General features: G+C 71.0%; 20 protein-coding genes. 12 read left to right on the top strand and 8 right to left on the bottom strand.

Going from position 1 to position 18,933, the window contains the following annotated elements; all coding sequences use genetic code 11:
• The first annotated feature begins 10 nt into the window (after positions 1–10).
• The 7 genes from ACGFMK_RS41675 (at position 11) to ACGFMK_RS41705 (ending at position 6,357) form a co-directional block, all read left to right on the top strand.
• Entirely contained in the window at positions 11–1,180 is a 1,170-nt protein-coding gene (locus tag ACGFMK_RS41675) for a toluene hydroxylase (RefSeq protein WP_392775135.1), read from the top strand.
• Positions 1,177–1,551 carry a propane 2-monooxygenase effector subunit MimD gene (gene mimD / locus ACGFMK_RS41680; protein ID WP_392775137.1) on the top strand — a complete coding sequence of 125 codons (375 nt, stop codon included), beginning with the start codon at positions 1,177–1,179 and terminating at the stop codon, positions 1,549–1,551. The genes ACGFMK_RS41675 and mimD overlap by 4 nt, the downstream gene beginning before the upstream one ends.
• A 50-nt stretch (positions 1,552–1,601) precedes the next feature.
• On the top strand, positions 1,602–2,639 hold the full coding sequence (locus ACGFMK_RS41685; protein WP_392775139.1) for an amidohydrolase family protein: 1,038 nt from the start codon (positions 1,602–1,604) through the stop codon (positions 2,637–2,639).
• Positions 2,636–3,340, top strand: a complete 705-nt coding sequence (locus ACGFMK_RS41690) for an iron-sulfur cluster assembly protein (protein ID WP_392775141.1) — start codon at positions 2,636–2,638, stop codon at positions 3,338–3,340. Before ACGFMK_RS41685 ends, ACGFMK_RS41690 begins: the two co-directional genes overlap by 4 nt.
• Positions 3,337–4,362 (top strand): NAD(P)-dependent alcohol dehydrogenase, encoded by a 1,026-nt coding sequence (locus tag ACGFMK_RS41695; RefSeq protein ID WP_392775143.1) that lies wholly within the window; start codon positions 3,337–3,339, stop codon positions 4,360–4,362. Before ACGFMK_RS41690 ends, ACGFMK_RS41695 begins: the two co-directional genes overlap by 4 nt.
• A 10-nt stretch (positions 4,363–4,372) precedes the next feature.
• Positions 4,373–6,064 carry a chaperonin GroEL gene (groL, locus tag ACGFMK_RS41700; protein WP_392775145.1) on the top strand — a complete coding sequence of 564 codons (1,692 nt, stop codon included), beginning with the start codon at positions 4,373–4,375 and terminating at the stop codon, positions 6,062–6,064.
• A gap of 104 nt (positions 6,065–6,168) precedes the next feature.
• Positions 6,169–6,357, top strand: coding sequence for a hypothetical protein (locus ACGFMK_RS41705; RefSeq protein ID WP_328456240.1), 189 nt, complete (start codon positions 6,169–6,171; stop codon positions 6,355–6,357).
• Positions 6,358–6,678: 321 nt separating this feature from the next.
• On the opposite strand, the gene ACGFMK_RS41710 is transcribed toward ACGFMK_RS41705, so the two are convergent.
• From ACGFMK_RS41710 to ACGFMK_RS41725, 4 genes are all read right to left on the bottom strand, one after another.
• A complete protein-coding gene (locus tag ACGFMK_RS41710) occupies positions 6,679–7,278 on the bottom strand; it encodes a hypothetical protein (protein ID WP_392775147.1) in 600 nt (199 codons plus the stop codon).
• 70 nt (positions 7,279–7,348) lie between these two features.
• Positions 7,349–9,526 (bottom strand): RNA polymerase recycling motor ATPase HelR, encoded by a 2,178-nt coding sequence (gene helR / locus ACGFMK_RS41715; protein WP_392775149.1) that lies wholly within the window; start codon positions 9,524–9,526, stop codon positions 7,349–7,351.
• Positions 9,507–10,955, bottom strand: coding sequence for a rifampin monooxygenase (gene rox, locus ACGFMK_RS41720; RefSeq protein WP_392775151.1), 1,449 nt, complete (start codon positions 10,953–10,955; stop codon positions 9,507–9,509). The genes helR and rox overlap by 20 nt, the downstream gene beginning before the upstream one ends.
• A 32-nt stretch (positions 10,956–10,987) precedes the next feature.
• Positions 10,988–12,214, bottom strand: a complete 1,227-nt coding sequence (locus ACGFMK_RS41725) for a glycosyltransferase (RefSeq protein ID WP_392775153.1) — start codon at positions 12,212–12,214, stop codon at positions 10,988–10,990.
• Positions 12,215–12,517: 303 nt separating this feature from the next.
• On the opposite strand from ACGFMK_RS41725, the gene ACGFMK_RS41730 reads away from it, so the two are divergent.
• Both ACGFMK_RS41730 and ACGFMK_RS41735 read left to right on the top strand, forming a co-directional pair.
• On the top strand, positions 12,518–13,180 hold the full coding sequence (locus ACGFMK_RS41730) for a GNAT family N-acetyltransferase (RefSeq protein WP_392775155.1): 663 nt from the start codon (positions 12,518–12,520) through the stop codon (positions 13,178–13,180).
• On the top strand, positions 13,122–13,643 hold the full coding sequence (locus tag ACGFMK_RS41735) for a TetR family transcriptional regulator C-terminal domain-containing protein (RefSeq protein ID WP_392775175.1): 522 nt from the start codon (positions 13,122–13,124) through the stop codon (positions 13,641–13,643). Before ACGFMK_RS41730 ends, ACGFMK_RS41735 begins: the two co-directional genes overlap by 59 nt.
• On the opposite strand, the gene ACGFMK_RS41740 is transcribed toward ACGFMK_RS41735, so the two are convergent.
• Positions 13,640–14,770 carry an epoxide hydrolase family protein gene (locus ACGFMK_RS41740; RefSeq protein WP_392775157.1) on the bottom strand — a complete coding sequence of 377 codons (1,131 nt, stop codon included), beginning with the start codon at positions 14,768–14,770 and terminating at the stop codon, positions 13,640–13,642. The genes ACGFMK_RS41735 and ACGFMK_RS41740 overlap by 4 nt on opposite strands.
• A gap of 62 nt (positions 14,771–14,832) precedes the next feature.
• On the opposite strand from ACGFMK_RS41740, the gene ACGFMK_RS41745 reads away from it, so the two are divergent.
• On the top strand, positions 14,833–15,783 hold the full coding sequence (locus ACGFMK_RS41745) for a helix-turn-helix transcriptional regulator (RefSeq protein ID WP_392775158.1): 951 nt from the start codon (positions 14,833–14,835) through the stop codon (positions 15,781–15,783).
• Here ACGFMK_RS41745 and ACGFMK_RS41750 read toward each other — a convergent pair.
• Both ACGFMK_RS41750 and ACGFMK_RS41755 read right to left on the bottom strand, forming a co-directional pair.
• Positions 15,770–16,753 (bottom strand): glutathione S-transferase family protein, encoded by a 984-nt coding sequence (locus tag ACGFMK_RS41750; protein ID WP_392775160.1) that lies wholly within the window; start codon positions 16,751–16,753, stop codon positions 15,770–15,772. The two genes, ACGFMK_RS41745 and ACGFMK_RS41750, sit on opposite strands and share 14 nt — an antisense overlap.
• Positions 16,750–17,238: a MarR family winged helix-turn-helix transcriptional regulator gene (locus ACGFMK_RS41755; RefSeq protein ID WP_392775161.1), complete on the bottom strand. Its 489-nt coding sequence runs from the start codon at positions 17,236–17,238 to the stop codon at positions 16,750–16,752. Before ACGFMK_RS41755 ends, ACGFMK_RS41750 begins: the two co-directional genes overlap by 4 nt.
• Before the next feature lie 106 nt (positions 17,239–17,344).
• Here ACGFMK_RS41755 and ACGFMK_RS41760 point away from each other — a divergent pair, with 106 nt between their 5' ends.
• Positions 17,345–17,902, top strand: coding sequence for a YceI family protein (locus ACGFMK_RS41760; RefSeq protein ID WP_392775164.1), 558 nt, complete (start codon positions 17,345–17,347; stop codon positions 17,900–17,902).
• Positions 17,903–17,963: 61 nt separating this feature from the next.
• Here the strand turns inward: ACGFMK_RS41760 and ACGFMK_RS41765 are convergent, their stop codons facing one another.
• A complete protein-coding gene (locus ACGFMK_RS41765; RefSeq protein WP_392775166.1) occupies positions 17,964–18,584 on the bottom strand; it encodes a TetR/AcrR family transcriptional regulator in 621 nt (206 codons plus the stop codon).
• 120 nt (positions 18,585–18,704) lie between these two features.
• Between ACGFMK_RS41765 and ACGFMK_RS41770 the strand changes: the two genes are divergently transcribed.
• Positions 18,705–18,848 carry a hypothetical protein gene (locus tag ACGFMK_RS41770; RefSeq protein ID WP_392775169.1) on the top strand — a complete coding sequence of 48 codons (144 nt, stop codon included), beginning with the start codon at positions 18,705–18,707 and terminating at the stop codon, positions 18,846–18,848.
• Positions 18,849–18,933: the final 85 nt, after the last annotated feature.

Below are 18,933 nucleotides of genomic sequence, written 5' to 3' on the forward strand. Positions count from 1 at the left end.
GACGGATCCCATGACAGCCACTTCCGAACGCAGTGTGCCGAAGCCGGCGTTCACCGACGCCGAGGCGGGCGCCAAGGTCTTCCCGGACTCCACCGCTCGCCAGTACAACTACTTCACCCCGGCCAAGCGCAAGCAGAGTCACTACGAAGACGTCACCGTCGAAGTCCAGCCGGACCCGCGGCACTACCTGTCGCAGGGCTGGCTCTACGCCTTCGCCGACGGCAAGGGCGGCTACCCGCTCGAGTGGACCGCGATGAAGGCGTGGGGGTCCGACCGGCCGGTGCCCGAGCGCTTCCCCGGCTCCGGCGGCAAGGGCTACGACTGGCCCGCGCACGGCTGGCACGAGTTCCGCGATCCCAACGAGGAGTGGGAACTCACCCTCTACCGGTACAACGCGAACGTCGTCCGTCAGCTGAACCAGAACATCGACGCGGCCCGCCAGGCCAAGGCGTTCGAGCAGTGGAACCGCAACTGGGTGGACTTCGTCGCCAAGCACGTCGGCGCGTGGATGCACGTCGACCACGGCCTCGGCCTGTACTTGTACGCCAACGCCAACCGGCGGGCGCCGACGAACATGCACAACAACGCGATCTCGGTGAACAGCATGCACCGGATCCGCGCGGCGCAGGACCTGGCGCTGTACACGCTGACGCTCACCGAAGAGGTTCCCGGCTTCGACGGCACCGCGCACCTGACGACGTGGAACGAGGACCCGGCCTGGCAGGGCGTGCGGGAGACCGCCGAGCAGCTGACCGGGATCTGGGACTGGTGCGAGGCGATCTTCGCCTCGAACATCGTCTTCGAGCCGCTCGTCGGCGAGCTGTTCCGCAGCAACCTGGTGCAGCAGGCCGCGCCGGCGAACGGCGACTTCGTCACCCCGACACTGATCGGCGCGGAGGAGTTCGACTTCTCCGAACGCGACCTTCGCTACACCAAGGCGATGTTCGACCTCCTGATCAACGACAAGGAGTTCGGCGAGCAGAACAAGGCGCTCGCGCAGAAGTGGCTCGAGGACTGGGTCCCGCGGTGCATCTCCGCCGCCCGCGCCCTGCAGCCCCTGTGGTCGCAGCCCGACGCGAAGCCGATCCGGTTCGAGGACGGTCTCGACCGCGTGAAGAGCCGGTTCGCCGGAATCCTGTCCGATTTGGGTCTCAAAGCACCGGAGGAGCTGGGCCAGTGACCGTCTTCAAAACCTCGGAAAGCCCGTACAAGGTCAACAACACCGCCTCGAACATGTGCGGCTTCACGTTGATGAACAACCAGGTCGGCGCGATCATCGCGGAAGTCATGTCCGCCAAGGACAACGTGACCGTGACGCCGCTGCCGTCGATGATCCGGGTCGACGCGAAGGGCCGGACCGACCTGGTCTACGCCGAGGTCGACGAGGCCGTCGGCGAGGAAGAGGGCTGGTTCAACGCGGCCGAGTTCGAGGAAAGCATGTCCACCCACTACGGGCGGATGATCCACGAGGACGACCGCACGATCATGTTCGCCAACCCCGAGGACGCGGCCGAGTACCTCGACTTCGACCTCAAAGTGATCAACAAGTAAGTCAAAACAGAACAGCAAGGAAGCACTCGATCCGCTCAGGAGGGTCACCCGTGTACGAAAAAGACGGCGAAAAGTATTTCGTAGTTGACGCCCACACCCATTTCTGGGACGCCAGCCCGGACAACTGGGTCAAGGGGCAGGAGGAATACGCCAAGGGGTGGATCGAGTGCTTCCACGCCTACCAGGGCCTCGGCCCGAAGGAGACGCACTGGCCGATCGACCGGTTCCAGAAGTACTCCGAGGAACTGATGATGCACGACCTGTTCGAGGTCGGGCACGTCGACAAGGCCATCTTCCAGCCGACGAACCTGCGGCAGTGGTACACGAACGGGTTCAACACCACCGAGGCCGACGGCGCGATGGCCGAACGGCACCCCGGCAAGTTCCTCGTGAACACCACCTTCGACCCGCGTGAAGGCGACGAGGGCATGAAGGCGTTCGAGGAGCGCGTCAAGCGGTACGGCTGCAAGGGCGTCAAGCTCTACACGGCCGAGTGGCGCGGGGACTCCCGCGGCTGGAGCCTCAAGGACCCGGAAGCGGCCAAGTACCTCGAGAAGTGCGAGGAACTGGGTGTCAAGAACGTCCACATCCACAAGGGACCGACGATCTGGCCGCTCGACAAGGACGCCTTCGACGTGTCCGATGTGGACCACGTGGCGACCGACTTCCAGGGCCTGAACTTCATCGTCGAGCACGTCGGCCTGCCGCGCATCGAGGACTTCTGCTTCATGGCCACCCAGGAGCGCAACGTCTACGCGGGGCTCGCCGTCGTCATCGGCGGCCTGCTGCACGCCCGGCCGAAGTTCTTCGCGAAGGTGATGGGCGAGCTGATGTTCTGGATCGGCGAGGACAAGCTGATCTTCGGCGCCGACTACGCCATCTGGGAGCCCAAGTGGCAGGTCGAGGGCTTCGTCGACTGGAACATGCCGGGTGACGACGAGCTGTCGGACTTCGCGCCGCTGACCGTCGACCAGAAGAAGAAGATCCTCGGCCTGAACGCCGCCCGTCTCTACGACATCGACGTGCCGGAAGAGCTGCGGATCAAGGACCCGGAGAGCGTCGAGCCCGTCGGCGTGCCGAACTCATGACCACGCTGGTCACCAGCGTCCACGCCGCGGTGTGGACGGCGCTGGGCACCGTCCGGGATCCCGAACTGGACGAGCCCCTCACCGAGCTCGGCTTCGTGGCCCGCTGCGAGGTGAGCGCGGCGGGCCACGCCGTCATCCGGCTGCGGCTGCCGACCTACTTCTGCGCGCCCAACTTCGCGTTCCTGATGGTCGCGGACGCCTACGACGCCGTCGCCGGGGTGCCGGGCCTGACCGGGCTCGACATCCGGCTCGACGACCACTTCGCCTCCGACGTCATCAACCGCGGGGTCGCGGCGCGGCAGGGGTTCGTCGCGTCGTTCGAGGGCGAGGCGGTCGACGAGCTCGACACGCTGCGCCACGACTTCGTGCGCAAGGCCGTGCTGGCCGGCACCGACCGGGTCTGCCGGACCCTCTCGGGCACCGGGCTGAACCCGGCGGAGCTGACCCTCGGGCAGGTCCCGGCGAGCCCGGACCTCGACCGGCTGCGGGCCCGCCGCCGCGAGCTCGGCCTGCCCGCCGACGACGGCGACCCGTTGCTGGTCGACCCGGCGACCGGGCAACCGGTCGCGCCGGCCGAGGCGAAACGGCACCTGGCCTTCGCCCGGCTGACCCGCACGAGCATGGAGGCCAATTCGGGCGTGTGCCGCGGCATGCTGCGCGCGCGTTATTCGCTGACTTCGGATGAGGAGGGCACGGGATGAAGGCCGTGCGGCTGCAGAAGTACCACCAGCAACCGGTGATCGAGGACGTACCGGAGCCGCGCGCCACCGGGCCCTTCGACGTCGTCGTGAAGATCGGCGGCGCCGGCGTGTGCCGCACCGACCTGCACATCATCGAAGAGCAGTGGGCCGAGAAGTCCGGGGTCGCGCTGCCGTACACGATCGGCCACGAGAACGCGGGCTGGGTGCACGAGGTCGGTCCGGCGGTCACCAACGTCGAGGTCGGCGACACGGTCATCCTGCACCCGACCCCGACGTGCGGGCTCTGCCACGCCTGCCGCGCGGGTGACGACATGCACTGCCCGAACGGGAGCTTCCCGGGCATCGACAGCGACGGGGGCATGGCCGAGTACCTGCTGACGTCGGCGCGGGCGTGCATCAAGCTCGACCCGTCGACCCAGCCCTCGGACGTCGCCGCCCTGGCCGACGCGGGCATCACCGCCTACCACGCGGTGCGCAAGGCCGTTCCGCTGCTGTACCCGGGCACCACCTGCGTCGTCAACGGCGCGGGCGGCCTCGGGCACATCGGCATCCAGTCGCTGAAGGCGCTGACCGCGACCCGGGTGATCGTGGTCGACCGCAACGCCGACGCGCTGAAGCTGGCGACCACCCTGGGCGCCGACGAGACGGTGCTGGGCGACGGCAAGCAGGTCGAGGCCGTGCTCGACCTGACCGGCGGCAACGGCGCCGAGGTCGTGCTCGACTTCGTCGCCGAACAGGGTGCCCAGCAGGACGCGTTCGCGATGACCCGGCGCGCCGGGTCGCACTTCGTGATCGGCTACGGCAGCAACATCGACATCCCGACCATCGACATCATCTCCACCGAGCGCAACGTCATCGGCAACCTGGTCGGCACCTACAACGACCTCGTGGAGCTGATGGTGCTCGCCCAGGCCGGGAAGGTCACGCTCCACACGAAGAAGTACCCGCTGGACGCGGCTCTCGACGCACTCGCCGACCTCGATGCCGGACGCGTGCGCGGTCGGGCCATCCTCACACCCTAGGAGCAGGAACATGGCGAAGGAACTGCGGTTCGGCTCGGACGCCCGCGACCTGCTGCTGGCGGGCGTCGACAAGCTGGCCGAAGCGGTCAAGTCCACCCTCGGCCCCAAGGGCCGCAACGTGATCATCGAGAAGATCACCGGTTCGCCGGTGGTCACCAACGACGGCGTCACCATCGCCCGCGAGATCCACCTGAAGAACCAGTTCGAGAACATGGGCGCGCAGCTGGTCAAGGAAGCGGCGATCAAGACCAACGACGTCGTCGGCGACGGCACCACCACGGCCACCGTGCTCGCCCAGGCCATCGTCCACGAAGGCATGCGGGCGATCTCGGCCGGCGGCAACCCGGTGCTCGTCAAGCGCGGCATCGACCACGCCGTCGGGCTGCTGGTGGCGTACCTGGAGAAGCAGGCGCACCCGGTGGTGTCCGAAGCGGACTACGCGCGGGTCGCGGCGATCTCGGCGAACGACGACGACACGGTCGGCGCCGTCATCGCGAAGGCCCTGCACACCGTCGGCGACGGCGGCGTGGTGACGGTCGAAGAGTCGCCGATGATCGGGATGAGCGTCGACTTCGTCGAGGGCTTCGAGTTCGACAACGGCTACCTCTCGCCGTACCTGGTCACCGACCCGGGCCGGCTCGAGGCGGTGCTCGACGACCCGTACATCCTGATGTCCGCGGAGAAGATCACCAAGGTGCAGCAGCTGATGCCGTTGCTGGACAAGGTGATGCGGGCCCCGCGGCCGCTCGTGGTGATCGCGGAGTCGATCGAGGGCACGGCGCTGTCCATGCTGGTGCACAACCACGTGAACGGCACGTTCCAGTCGGTGGCCGTGCGCGCGCCCGGGTTCGGCGACCGGCGGCTGCACAAGCTGGAGGACCTCGCGGCGATCGTCGGCGGCGCGGTGCTGTCGCGGACGTCCGGCTTCAGCATGGAGACGATGACGCTGGAGCACCTCGGCCGGGCCAAGCAGGTCCGGGTCACCGAGAACACCACGACCATCGTCGGCGGCGCCGGCACGTCCGACGCCGTCGAGTTCCGGGTCGGGCAGCTGCGGGCGGAGCTGGAGCGCGCGCAGTTCGGCGTCGACGAGGACGTGCTGACCGAGCGGATCGGCGCGCTGACGGGCAAGGTCGCGGTGGTGCGGGTCGGGGCGGCGACCCCGGCCGAGCTGAAGGAACTGCAGCACCGGGTCGAGGACGCCCTGTCCGCGACGCGGGCGGCGATGGCCGAAGGCATCGTGGCCGGTGGGGGAGCGGCGCTCCTGCACGCCGAGAAGGCACTGGAAGGCCTGGGGCTGGAGGGCGACCAGGCGATCGGGGTCGAGATCGTCCGCCGCGCCCTGGCCGAACCGGCGTTCCTCATCGCCCACAACGCCGGGCACCCGGCGCACGAGATCGTCGCGCGCACCCGGGAGCTCGGCACGGACGAGGGCTTCGACGCCCTGAACGACCAGTTCGGCGACATGATCGCCCTGGGCGTCGTCGACCCGCTGCGGGTGTGCCGTTCGGCGATCCAGAACGGCGCTTCGGTGGCCGGGCTGCTGCTGACGACGAACTCCCTGATCGCCGAGGAAGCGACGCCGTGGGGCGGCAGCGCGGCGCTGATGACCGAGTTCGGCCCGCTGGACGAGGGGCTGCACCAGCCCTCGCCCGACGCCAGCACGCCGCAGTCGATCGGGATGGGCCCCTCCGTCGGCTGATTTCGGGCCCGCGGAGTGCGGAGGTCTCCCCACCGGTGTCCTGAGCACCGGTGGGGGACCTTCGCGGCGTGCAGGGTGCGCCCGGTGCTGTCACCCTGGTGATCATGACGCACTACACGCTCGTCCAGACCCTCGCGACGGTCCAGGACTTCGAGGCCAAGGGCTTCCTCGGCACCGTCGGCAAGATCGCCGCGGCCACCGTCATCTTCTTCATCGTGATCGGCCTGATCGTGGGGTTGCTCCTGGGCTTCTTCATCGGCCGCTCGGTGGGCCGCAGGCAGGGCCCGCGCTGACCCTCAGGCCCGTGTCGTCCTCCCAGGTACGCGTGTCGTCCACCCAGGTACGCGTGTCGTCCGGTTGGGTACGCGTGTCGTCCGGCCAAGTACGAGTGATGCCCCTTCGATCACCCGTGATGCCGCTCGGATCACGGGTGGTGCCCGGCTGAGCACGAGGGCGGGGTCCCGGCCGTTCGGAGCGAGCGAGCCGGAATGGCCGACATGCGTACCTGGATGGACGACACGCGTACCTGGATGGCCGACATGCGTACGTGGATGGACGACACGCGTACCTGAGTGGACGACACGCGTACCTGGATGGACGACACGGGCGCGAGGTCAGGAGACCAGGCCGTGGCGGGCCAGTTCGTGGCCGGCCAGGATCGCGATGACCTCCTTGTCCCGTGTGCGCCAGCCCGTCGCGATCTCGCCGGACTTGGCGAGGCGGCGCAAGGGCTGCGTGGCCAGCGCTCGCAGGGCCAGGAGGTCCAGGCCCTCGTCGCCCAGCGCTCGCAGCTGGGCCGCGGCCGACGCGCGGCGGGCGAAGTGCCAGCGCAGCGGGAGCCACGTCGCGATCAGCGTCAGGATCGGCAGCGCGATGATGATCGCCGCCATCCACCAGGCCAGGTTCTCGACGGCGTCGATCTGCCAGCGGCCGGCGTCGGTGAGCTTGGTGCCGACGTCCGAACCGCCGTGCAGCGCCTTGGCGAGCGCGTCGCCGATGAGCGGGATCCCGTCGGCGGAGTTCGCGGCCGAGTCGAACGTGCCGCGCAGCCCGGTGCCGGCGTCGACGAGCCCGTCGCCGGGCGCCCGCAGCTTCATGACCTCGTCGTACACCGTGGTTCCCAGCCACACCGCGGACACGACGAGCACCAACGCCAGCAGGTCGCTGACGAGCTGGGCGGTGCGGCGGATGGGCCGTTCGGCGTAGAACTGCATCGGGACGCCTTTCGCGGTGGGGGAGCGCGGGCCACGGCAACGTACCCGCGCACCCCCGGGGCGAACCGCGCTAGGTCCGGACGACCTCCGCGAGGCCGCTCAGCGCCGCCGGCAGCGGCTCGCGGTGCAGGACGCCGAGGCGTTGCGTGGCCCGGGTGAGCGCGACGTAGAGGTCGGCGGCGTTGCCGGCCAGGATCCTCGCCGGTTCGACGACCAGGACCGCGTCGAACTCCAGGCCCTTCGTCTCCGACGCCGGCACCGTGCCCGGCACGCCCGGCGGCCCGATCACGATGCTGGTGCCCTCGCGGCCGCCTTCGTCCCGCACGAACTCCTCGATGGCCTCGGGCAGTTCGTCGTCGGTGACGTGCCTCGACCACGGCGGGACGCCGCACGCGCGGACCGACTCCGGGGGCCGGACGCCGGGCGCGAACTCGGCGAGCACGGCGGCGGCGACCGCCATGATCTCGGCCGGGGTGCGGTAGTTCACCGTCAGCGAACGGTAGACCCAGCGGCCGGGCACGTACGGCGCCAGCACGTCGTCCCACGCCCGCGCCCCGGCCGCCGACCGGCGCTGCGCGAGGTCGCCGACCACCGTGAACGACCGGCCCGGGCAGCGCCGCATCAGCACCCGCCAGTCCATTTCGGACAGTTCCTGGGCCTCGTCGACGACGACGTGGCGGTAGGTCCAGTCCCGGTCCGCGGTGGCGCGTTCGACCAGGCTGCGCGTGTCGGCCACGACGAACCGGTCGGCCAGATCCTCGGCGTAGAGCAGGTTTTCCGCGGACAGCATGACGTCCTCGTCCATCTCCTCCCGGTCGAGCTTCATCGTCTGGAAGACGCCTTCGGCGTACTCGGCCTCGGCCTTCCGCTCCCGCGCCGCGGCCGCGTCGGCCGCCTTCTCGGCCGTCTTGTCGTGGCCGAGGAGGTCGGCCAGCTCGTCGAGCAGCGGGACGTCCGAGACGGTCCACACGGCGCCGTCGGCGCGCAGCAGCGACTCGTCGGCCCCGGCCGCTTTCAGCCGCTCCGGGGACTGATACAGCTGGGCCAGCAGGGTTTCCGGCGTCAAGACCGGCCAGAGCGCGTCGAGCGCCGCGGTGAACTTCTCGTCGGCCGCCAGCTCGCCGAGCAGGTCCTTCCGCAGCGATTCCCACTCCGCCTTGTCATCCCGGGACAGCCAGCCGCGGCCGATCCGGCCCATCGCGCGTTCGGTGAGCACGTACGTGACGATCTCGGTGAACACCGCGCGGGCCTCGTTGTGCGGCTGCCCGCTGTCGCGCGCCTCCTGCCGGGCCCACTCCGCCGTCTCGGCGTCGATCCGGACCGTGACGTCCCGCAGTTCGATCGGCAGCGGCTCCTCCGGCAGCCGCTGCCGATCGGCGACGGCCGCCGCGAGGACGTCGAGGATCTTCAGAGAACCCTTGAGCCGCGCGGCTTCCGGCTCGTCCTCGGCCGTGACGTGCAGGCCGGGAACGAAACCACCGGTGGTCGTGAAGACGACATCGGTCTCGCCCAGCGACGGCAGAACGCGGCCGATGTGGCTCAGGAACGCCGGGTTCGGCCCGACCACCAGCGCGCCGTGGCGCTCCATCCGCTCGCGCTGGGTGTAGAGCAGGTAGGCGACGCGGTGCAGCGCCACCACCGTCTTCCCGGTGCCCGGCCCGCCCTCGATCACCAGGACGCCGGGGTGGTCGAGCCGGATGATCTCGTCCTGCTCGGCCTGGATCGTCGCGACGATGTCGCGCATGCCCTCCCCGCGCGGCGCGTTGATCGCCGCGAGCAGCGCCGCGTCACCCTGGTCACCCTCGGTGGGTCGGCCGAGCACCTCGTCGGTGAACCCGAGTACGTGACGCCCGCGCGTGTGGAACTGCCGGCGGCGCCGCATGTCTTCCGGGTTCGCGCCGGTGGCGGTGTAGAACGAGCGCGCCGCCGGCGCCCGCCAGTCGAGCAGCACCGGCCGGTAGTCGTGCTCCTCGTCGAACAGGCCGATCCGGCCGATGTAGGAGCGCTCGCCCGAAATCGGGTCCATCCGGCCGAAGCACAGCCCGTTGTCGACGACGTCGAGCCGCTTCGACTCCCGGCCCAGCGCGCGCACCCCGACGTCGCGTTCCATCGCGCCGAGCCCCTGGCCGCCCAGCGCCGCCCGGTACTGCCCCTTCACCCGCGCGCGCTCGGCGTCGAGCCGCGTGTAGAGCCCGGCGACGTACTCGCGCTCGGACCCCAGTTCTTCGTCATACCCCGGTGCTGACACGGTCCCCCTTCTCCTCCCCGAACCACTTCCGCAACGCGACGGGCAGCTGTGCTTCGTCGTCCCCGGCCCACACGACGTGCCCGTCCGGGCGCAGCAGCACCGCGTGCACGTCCAGTTCTTCGCTGACGTCGACGACGTGATCGACGCGGTCCGCCCAGCCCGCGACCGCGAGCCGGCCGGTCTGGTCGAGCAGCAGCCCGCGGCCCTCGTGCATCAGGCCGTAGAGCCGCCCGTCCTTGAGCGCCAAATCCCGCAGCCGCCGGCCGAGCAGGTCGGGCCCGTCGCCGAAGTCGTAGCGGATGCCGACCGCGATGAGCTGCTCGGTCAGGTACCGGTTCACGTCCTCGAAGTCCATCAGCTCGGTCAGCAGCTGCCGCACGGCCTGCGGCCCCGGCTCGAGGGACGTCAGGTGCATCTGCGCGCGGGTGTTGACCAGGACCTGCGTGGCGACCGGGTGCCGCTCGGCCTCGTAGCTGTCCAGCAGGTCCGCCGGTGCCCAGCCGGCGACCTCGGCGGCCAGCTTCCAGCCGAGGTTGAACGCGTCCTGGAGGCCGAGGTTGAGGCCCTGCCCGCCCATCGGCGGGTGGATGTGGGCGGCGTCGCCGGCCAGCAGGACCCGGCCGACCCGGTACCGCTCGGCCTGCCGGGTGGCGTCGCCGAAGCGGGAGAGCCAGCGCGGGGAGTGCACCCCGAAGTCGGTGCCGGCCGTGACCCGCAGCTGCCGCTTGAACTCGTCGAAGTCCGGTGGCGCCGAGCGGTCCTGCGCCACCCGGTCGGCCGGGACGACGAGGCGGTACAGGCCGTCCCCGATGGGCCCGACCCCGAACCGCTTCTGGGTCTTGCGGATCTCGGTCATCACGGCGGTGAGCGTCTCGGGATCCTCGGTCAGCTCCATCTCGCCCAGCAGCGTGTCGACCCGCGTGGGCTCGCCGGGGAAGCCGACGCCGAGCAGCTTGCGCACCGTGCTGCGGCCGCCGTCGCAGCCGACGAGGTAACGCGCCCGCAACTGCGTGCCGTCGGCCAGGTCGACCGTCACCCCGTGGTCGTCCTGGGCCAGCCCGGTCACCTCGCAGCCACGCCGGATCTCGACGCCCAGCTCGCCGGCGTGCTCGTTCAGCAGGCGCTCGGTGACGGGCTGCAGGATGCTCAGCACGTACGGGTGCGAGGTGGCCAGGTGGGTGGGCTGTGGCTTGCTGATCCCGGCGAAGAACCCGTTGAGCGGGTACTTCTTGCCGAGCGCGAGGAACCGCTCCAGCAGCCCGCGCTGGTCCATGATCTCGATGGTGCGCGCGTGGATGCCGAGCGCACGCACCACCGGAGACGGCTGCGGCTCCTTCTCCAGCACCAGCACGTCCACGCCCTGCAGCCGCAGCTCGCAGGCCAGCATGACGCCGGTCGGGCCGCCGCCGGCCACGATCACGTCGGCCACGAATCCCCTTTCGGTACCGGTGAAAGAATCGTTCACGCGAGCGCCTTTTCGTGCTCGACGGCGTCGAGGAGCAGCCGCGCGGCGAACTGCGCGCCGTCGGTGCGGATCGTGCCCGCCACGGCGGCCGCGCGGGCGCGGGTCTCCGGCGTCAGAGCCGTCCGGAGCGCGGCCGAGAGCGACTCGACGGTGGGCGCCGGCCCGTCGTGGGCCACGCCGACACCCAGGTCGGCCACCCGTCCCGCCCAGTACGGCTGGTCCGTCGCCTGCGGCACCACCACCTGGGGCGCGCCGGCGCGGGTGGCCGTCGTCGTGGTCCCCGCGCCGCCGTGGTGCACGACCGCGGCGCACCGGCCGAACAGCGCCTGGTGGTTGACCTCGCCGACGACGAAGCAGTCGTCCCGCTCGTCGACCGCGCCCAGGTCCGCCCAGCCCCGCAGCACGAGGACCCGGCGGCCCTGCGCACGGACCGCCTCGACGGCCACGCCGGCGACGTCCGCCGCCGCGTGCATCGGCATGCTGCCGAAACCCACGTAGACCGGCGGGGTCCCCGCGGCCAGGAACGTCTCGAGGTCGCCGGGCAGCGGCCGGTCGTCGGGCACGATCCACGCGCCGGTCTGCGTGACGTTCAGGCCGGTGGGCCGCCACGGGTCCAGGACCGGGTCCGTCGCCAGCCACGGCCGGTCGCCGACGACGAAGTCGCGGACGCCCGCCACCGGCGGCAGGTCGTTCGCCACCCGGTTGGTGTTGAGGGCGGCTTCGAACAGCTCGTCGACGCTTTCGGCGTCCAGCCCCCACAGCAGCCCGTTGTCGGTCGCCCCCGGCGGGTGCGGCCGGCCCGGGTAGGCCAGCGGCGGGTGGTGCGGTGACGGCAGCGTGGACTTCTGGAAGGCCACGAACACCGACGGGATCCCCAGCAGTTCGGCCACCGACAGTGCGCCGGCCGCGGTCGGCAGCATGCCGGTCGCCACCACCACGTCACAGCCCCCGGCCGCGGCCGGGAGCACTTCGAACTGCGCCGCGATCAGCTGCGCGGCGCGCTCCGGCAGGGACGACGGCGGCGGGGCCGCCCGGGTCAGCTCCCGGGCCGACGGGCCGACCGGCACGAACTCCGCCCCGACGCCGGCCAGCCGCCGCGCGAAGTCCTCGTCCGACGGCGCGCACACCCGGACCTCCGCGCCGAGGGCCCGCAGCGCCGCCGCGAGCCCGGCCAGTGGTTCGACGTCTCCCCGCGAACCGTAGGTCGACAACAACACACGCACTCGCAAAACCCCCGTTTGATTCGAATCCGTAGCCGCAGTTCACGGCTACGGCCGATGATTCTGCGGCACGACCGGGGTCTTGCCACAAGCCCTGGGGTGCGGTATACGTTTAACATGGAAGGGAGTGGTTCTTCCTCCTGCCCTCATCGCGGGTCTCTCCGCAGCTCCAGCATGGTTCTTCGTACCGCCGTTCGTCGAGCGGCGCGTTCCTGATCACCTGAACGACGGATCCCCGGCCGGGGCGAGTCGATCTATGACGCCTGTCATAGTGTGCGCCCGGCCGAGCTGTGCTCCCATGGGACTATGACAGCCGTCATAAGGATCCGGGAGCTGGGCGACCGCCCGGCCGACCGGGAGTGCGTGGCCGCGCTGGTCGCGGCCTGTTCGCCGGGCAGTCTCCGGCGGCGCTTCATGATGGGCGGCCCGGCCGAACCGGGCGAGATCTTCCGGCGCTACCAGCGGTTCCTGTTCGCCGGGCCACCTGGCGGCGTCGCGCTGCTGGCCACGTCCGGTGGCATTCCGGTGGGGTTGCTGAACTTCGTCTCGGAGACGCCCGGGACGGCCGAGCTCGGCGTCCTGGTCGCCGACGCCTGGCAGCGGCAGGGGATCGCGAGCGCGCTCAGCCGGTGGCTGTGGGCGGCCGGGCGCTGGCCGGAGTGGACGGTGCGGGCCACCGTGCAGGCCGGGAACACCGGCGCCGAGGCGCTGCTGCTGCGCCAGGGTTTCCGTCCGGTGCCCGGCTACGAACGCGGCGAGCGCGACTTCGCGCTGGTCGTGCCCGACTGGGCTACCATGACGAGTGTCATGAAGGAGGCAGCCGATGACGAGGACGCCGCGCGAGCGGATCGTGCTGAGCGCCGCGCAGCTGGTGCGGATCCAGGGCGTCGGGGCGACCGGCATGCGGGACGTGGTCGCGCACGCCGAGGCGCCGCGGGGGTCCCTGCAGCACTACTTCCCGGGCGGTAAGGACCAGCTGATCGCCGAAGCCGTCGCCTGGGCCGGGGGTTACGCCGCCCGCCGGGTCGAGCGGGTCGCGGCCAAACTCGAAGACCCGACGCCGGGCAACCTGTTCGCCGCGATGGCCGCGCAGTGGCGCGACGAGTTCACCGCGACCGGCTTCGACGCGGGCTGCCCGCTGGTGGCGACGGTCGCGGACGCGGCGGCCACGAGCGACAGCCTGCGCGACGCCGTCGGCAAGGCTTTCGAGGGCTGGCAACGGCCCCTGGCCGAGACGCTGGCGCGGTTCGGCGTGCCTTCGGCACGCAGCGCTTCGCTGGCGGTGCTCATGCTGAGCACCCTGGAGGGCGCGATCGTCCTGGCGCGGGCGCACCAGGACGTCGCGCCGCTGGACACGGTGGTCGAGGAACAGCGGCCCTTGCTCGACGGCGCCGTGGACCGGCGCCGGCGCCGGGTGTCCACTGTGGACTAGAGCTCGCGGAAGAACTCGCGGATGTCCCGCACCAGCAGCTCGGGCGCCTGAAGGGACGCGAAGTGCCCGCCGGAGTCGTACTCCCGCCAGCGGGTGACCGTGTTGGACAGCGCCGCCAGGCCGCGGATCGCGTGGTCGCCGCGGAAGTTCGTCACCGACGTCGGCACCCCGGACGGTGCCGGGCGCTCACCCCAGCCGTCCTGGCCCGCCTCCAGGTAGAGGCGCGCGGCCGAGCCGGCGGTGCCGGTGAGCCAGAAGATCGTCACGTTGGTCAGGATCGCGTCGCGGGACACCGGCGCCTGCGGGGTCACGGTGGGATCCCAGTCGACGAACCATTCGAGGTTCCACGCCAGCTGCCCGGCGGGGGAGTCGTTGAGCGCGTAGGCCAGCGTCTGCGGCCGGGTCGCCATCTGCGTGGCGTAGCCGGAGTGCGCGTACCACCACACCTGGTTCTCGCGCGCCCGCTCGCGGTCCTCTTCGGACAGTCGCTCGAGGTCACCGGGTGCGGTCGGGACACCGGCGTTGGCGACGGCGTTGACGTGCACGCCCAGGACTTCCGAGGGGGCCGTCCGGCCCAGCTCGGGGGAGACGATGCTGCCGAAGTCGCCGCCCTGAGCGCCGTAGCGCTCGTACTCCAGGCGCCGCATCAGCTCGGCCCACGCCCGCGCGATCCGGCGGGTGTTCCAGCCGGGCTCGTTCGTCGGCCCGGAGAAGGCGAAGCCGGGCACCGACGGCGCGACGACGTGGAACGCGTCCGCCGGGTCGGCGCCGTGGGCCCGCGGGTCGGTGAGCGGGCCGAGGACGTCGAGGAAGTCGGCCACCGTGCTCGGCCAGCCGTGGGTCAGGATCAGCGGGGTCGCGTCCGGCTCGGGGGAGCGGACGTGCAGGAAGTGCACCCGCTGGCCGTCGATCGTGGTCGTGAACTGCGGAAACGCGTTGAGCCGGGCCTCCTGCGCACGCCAGTCGAAGCCCGTCTGCCAGTACTCCACCAGCTCGGCCAGGTAGGGCTCGCTCACGCCGTACGCCCAGCCGGCGCCGGGCAGCTCGCCGGGCCAGCGGGTGCGGGCGAGCCGGTGGTGCAGCTCGTCGAGGCCGGCCTGCGGGACGTCGATGCGGAAGGGTTCCATGACCGTAGCTTCGCGCGCGTATAGGACAGGATCGGTCCTAGTCGTCCGGCATGCTGGGACGCATGCGGGAAACCCCTGGCCGGTTGCTCCGGCTGCTGTCGCTGCTGCAGATGCACCGGGACTGGTCCGGCACCGAGCTGGCCGAGCGGCTGGGTGTGACGACGCGGACGGTCCGCCGTGACGTCGACCGCCTGCGCGAGCTGGGCTACCCGGTGCACGCGGCGATGGGCCCGGTCGGCGGCTACCGCCTCGGCGCGGGGGCCGAGCTGCCGCCGCTGCTGCTGGACGACGACGAGGCCGTCGCGGTCGCGGTCGGCCTGCACGGCGCCACGTCCGGCGGGGTCGCCGGGCTGGAGGAGGCGTCGCTGAGGGCGTTGAACAAGGTCGAGCAGGTGCTGCCGTCGCGGCTGCGGCACCGCGTTGCGGCCTTCGGCGCGGCTTCGCTGGCTCTCCCGGTGCGCGGCCCGGTGGTCGAGGCGTCGGTGCTGACGTCCGTTTCGGCCGCGATCCGCGCCGCGGAGACGCTGCGCTTCGACTACGTGAGCCACGACGGCACCGAGTCCCGTCGTGACGTCGAACCGCACCGGCTCGTGTCGTGGGGCCGCCGCTGGTACCTGGTCGGCTGGGACACCGGCCGAGCGGACTGGCGGACGTTCCGTGCCGACCGGCTGAATCTGCGCACCCCGAACGGCCCACGCTTCACCCACCGCGACCCGCCGGACGGCGACCTGACGGCGTACCTCAACCGCACGATGGGCCGCGAGCTGTGGCCCTACCGCGCCCGCCTTCTCGTGTCGGCTCCGGCCGAAGAAATCCGCGGCCGGGTGGACGGCGACGTCACGCCTGTCGACGATCGGCGCTGCCTGCTGGAGCTGGCTTCGGACTCCTTCGACCTGATCGCGTTCGTGGTGTCCACTTTGGACGTCCCGTTCCGGGTGGAGTCACCGCTCGAGCTGGTGGAGCGGCTGCGGACGCTGTCGGCGCGCTACGCCGACGCCGTCAAACCAGGCTAGGCACCCGCTCGGCCTCCGGCGGCGGCCCCGGCGGCGTGCCGTCCCCGAACGGGTGGCCGCCCAGCTGCTCGCGGCCGTGCGGGGTCAGGAAACCCGACAGGTCCGGGCCCAGCGGGACGATGCCCGACGGGTTGATGGTGCGGTGCACCACGTAGTAGTGCTCCTTCGTCTGCGCGAAGTCGATCGTGTCGCCGAAGCCCGGCGTCTGGAACAGGTCACGCGTGTACGCCCACAGCACCGGCAGCTCGGTCAGCTTCTGGCGGTTGCACTTGAAGTGGCCGTGGTAGACCGCGTCGAAGCGGACCAGCGTGGTGAACAGGCGGACGTCGGCCTCGGTGATCGTGTCGCCGACCAGGTAACGCTGGTCCGCGAGCCGCTCGGACAGCCAGTCGAGGCGGGCGAACAGCTTGCGGTAAGAGTGCTCGTACGCCTCCTGTGACCGGGCGAAACCGCACTGGTACACCGCGTTGTTGACGTCGGTGAACACCTTCTGCGCGACGTCGTCGATCTCGTCGCGCAGCTTGTCCGGGTACAGCTCGGGCGCGCCGTCGCGGTGGTGGGCCGTCCACTCGGTGGACATGTCGAGCGTCATCTGGGCGAAGTCGTTGGTGACGACCTGGCCGGTCGGGACGTCGACGAACGCGGGCACGGTGATGCCGCGCGGGTACTCCGGGTCGCGCTTGAAGAACGCCTCCTGCAGCCGCTCGATGCCGAGCACCGGGTCGCGCCCGTCCGGGTCGAGGTCGAAGCTCCAGCTCCGCTCGTCGTGGACCGGCCCGGCCATGCCCATCGACAGCGCGGGTTCGAGGCCGAGCAGCCGCCGCACGATCACCGCGCGGTTCGCCCACGGGCACGCCCGCGCGACGATCAGGCGGTAGCGGCCGGCCTCGACCGGCCAGCCGTCGCGGCCGTCGGCGGTGATCCGGTCGGGGATGTAGTTCAGGTCGCGCTTGAACTCGCCGTCTGTCATCGGGTTCCTTCGCACTCTTCGGAGATCGGGTCGGCGTCGAGGGCCGCGGCCAGCCGGGCCAGCACGGGCCCGGCCGTGCGGACGTCCTCGGGGCTGAGGTGGGCGAACACCGACGCCCGGACGCGGGCGAGGTGCCCGGGGTAGGCCGCCTTGAGCTTCGTCATGCCCGCGTCGGTGAGCACCGCGTTGGACGCTCGGCCGTCCTCGGGGCAGCGGCGCTTCTCGACGAGGCCGCGGCGGGTCAGGTCGTCGACCACCCGGCTGATCCGGCTGAGCGACAGGGCGGTCGCCGACGCCAGCGCGGAGAGGCGCAGCAGGGTGCCCGGCGCCTCCGACAGCTCCACCAGCACGGTGTAGTCGGTCATGGTGAGGCCGGTGTCGGGCAGGAATTGGTCATCGAGCGTGCGGGGGAGGACAGTGATGATGCGGGTCAGTGGACGCCAGAACGAGCTTTCGTCGGCGTCCAGCGCGGCCAAGTCACCCATATCGGCAGTCTATCGACTGGTTGCTTGCGCAACCAGTCGTATCGAGTATGGTGTCGTTGAACCCTCAATCACTGGGGGGCGCCACCACCGACGAGAGAAGAAGAGCATGACCAGCGCGACCACCTACCCCCAGCTGACCGGTGAATACACCCTGGACGCCGCTCACTCGCGGATCGGGTTCAACGCCCGGCACGCCATGGTGACCAAGGTGCGCGGCAGCTTCAACGACTTCACCGGCACCGCGACGATCGACGGGGACGCCCCCGAGAAGTCGTCCGCCCAGGTGAGCATCAACGTGCACAGCATCGACACCCGCAACGCCGACCGCGACGGCCACCTGAAGAGCAACGACTTCCTGGCGATGGACGAGTACCCGACCATCACCTTCACCTCCACCGAGATCAAGCAGACCGGTGAGACCAGCTTCGACGTGACCGGCGACCTGACCGTCAAGGACGTCACCCGTTCGGTCACCATTCCGTTCGAGTTCGAGGGCTCCGCGAAGGACCCGTTCGGCAACGACCGGATCGGCTTCGAGGGCTCCACCACGATCAGCCGCAAGGACTACGGCATCACCTGGAACGCCGCCCTCGAGACCGGTGGCGTGCTGGTGAGCGACAAGGTCACCCTCGAGTTCGAGATCTCGGCGATCAAGAACGCCTGACCTCCCGCTTTCCTGTCCGTGAAGGCCACATCGAGGGACTCAGAGTCCCTCGATGTGGCCTTCACGGATTTCGGCCGGTGCTCGCGCGCAGGTTCTCGATGCCGACGTCGAGGGCCGCCTCGAGGTGGTCGATGCGGCCCGTCGACAGCATCACCACCACGCCGCCCTGGATGCCGGCCAGCAGGGCGGCCGCGGTGCGTTCCGGGTCGACGCCCGGCGCCACCTCGCCCGCGTCACGCAGGTGGCCGATGCCGGCCGCGATCTCGTCCTGCCAGCGCCGCAGCATCTCGCTGACCACGGCCTGCGCGCCGGGGGTGGCGCGGCCGAGCTGGGAGATCAGCACGTTCAGCGGGCAGTGCTGCCCGCGGCCCCGGTAGTGCGAGACGACCGTGTCGCGCCAGCGCCGCCACCCGGCCCACGACGTCAGCTTGCCCAGCTGGGGCTGCTGCACGGCCAGCACCTGGTCGGCCTCGAACCGCGCCACCGCCAGCAGCAGTTCGTCCTTGCCGTCGGGGAAGTAGTGGAACAGCTGGCTCTTGCTGGTGCCCGTCCGCGCCCGGACGTCGTCCAGCGTCGTGACGGCGACCCCGCGTTCGCGGATCTCGGCCGCCGCACCTTCGATGATCCGCTGCCGTGTGGCGGCGCCCTTGGCGGTCAGCTGCTTCGCCTGCGTTGGACTCACGGGTCCACTTTAAGCCGCTGTCGCCGTCGCGGCCAGGCGGTCACACCGGCGAAATGTCCGCGTCCCGGACCGGCCCGACGTGCAGTTCCGCCCGTTGCGGGAGTACGTGGTCCGGGCCAGGTGGATCCGGCGCTGCGCCGGGACTGGGGCGAGGCGCTCGCGCAGCCGGCCGACACCTCGCGCACGGCCGAGCTGGGGCAGCTCCGGGCGGCGCACCTGCGGCCGGGCACGCCGGGGTTCTGGGCCGAAGTGCGCGGGGCCTAGGCCGGGCTCCGGTTCCGCCGACGGTGTTGGCGGATGCGAGCGGCGGGCGGGGGCGAGGGTCAGGACGGGTCGGAGCCGCGGAGGG

This window comes from Amycolatopsis sp. NPDC049252 (assembly GCF_043197175.1).
Taxonomy (GTDB): Bacteria; Actinomycetota; Actinomycetes; order Mycobacteriales; family Pseudonocardiaceae; genus Amycolatopsis.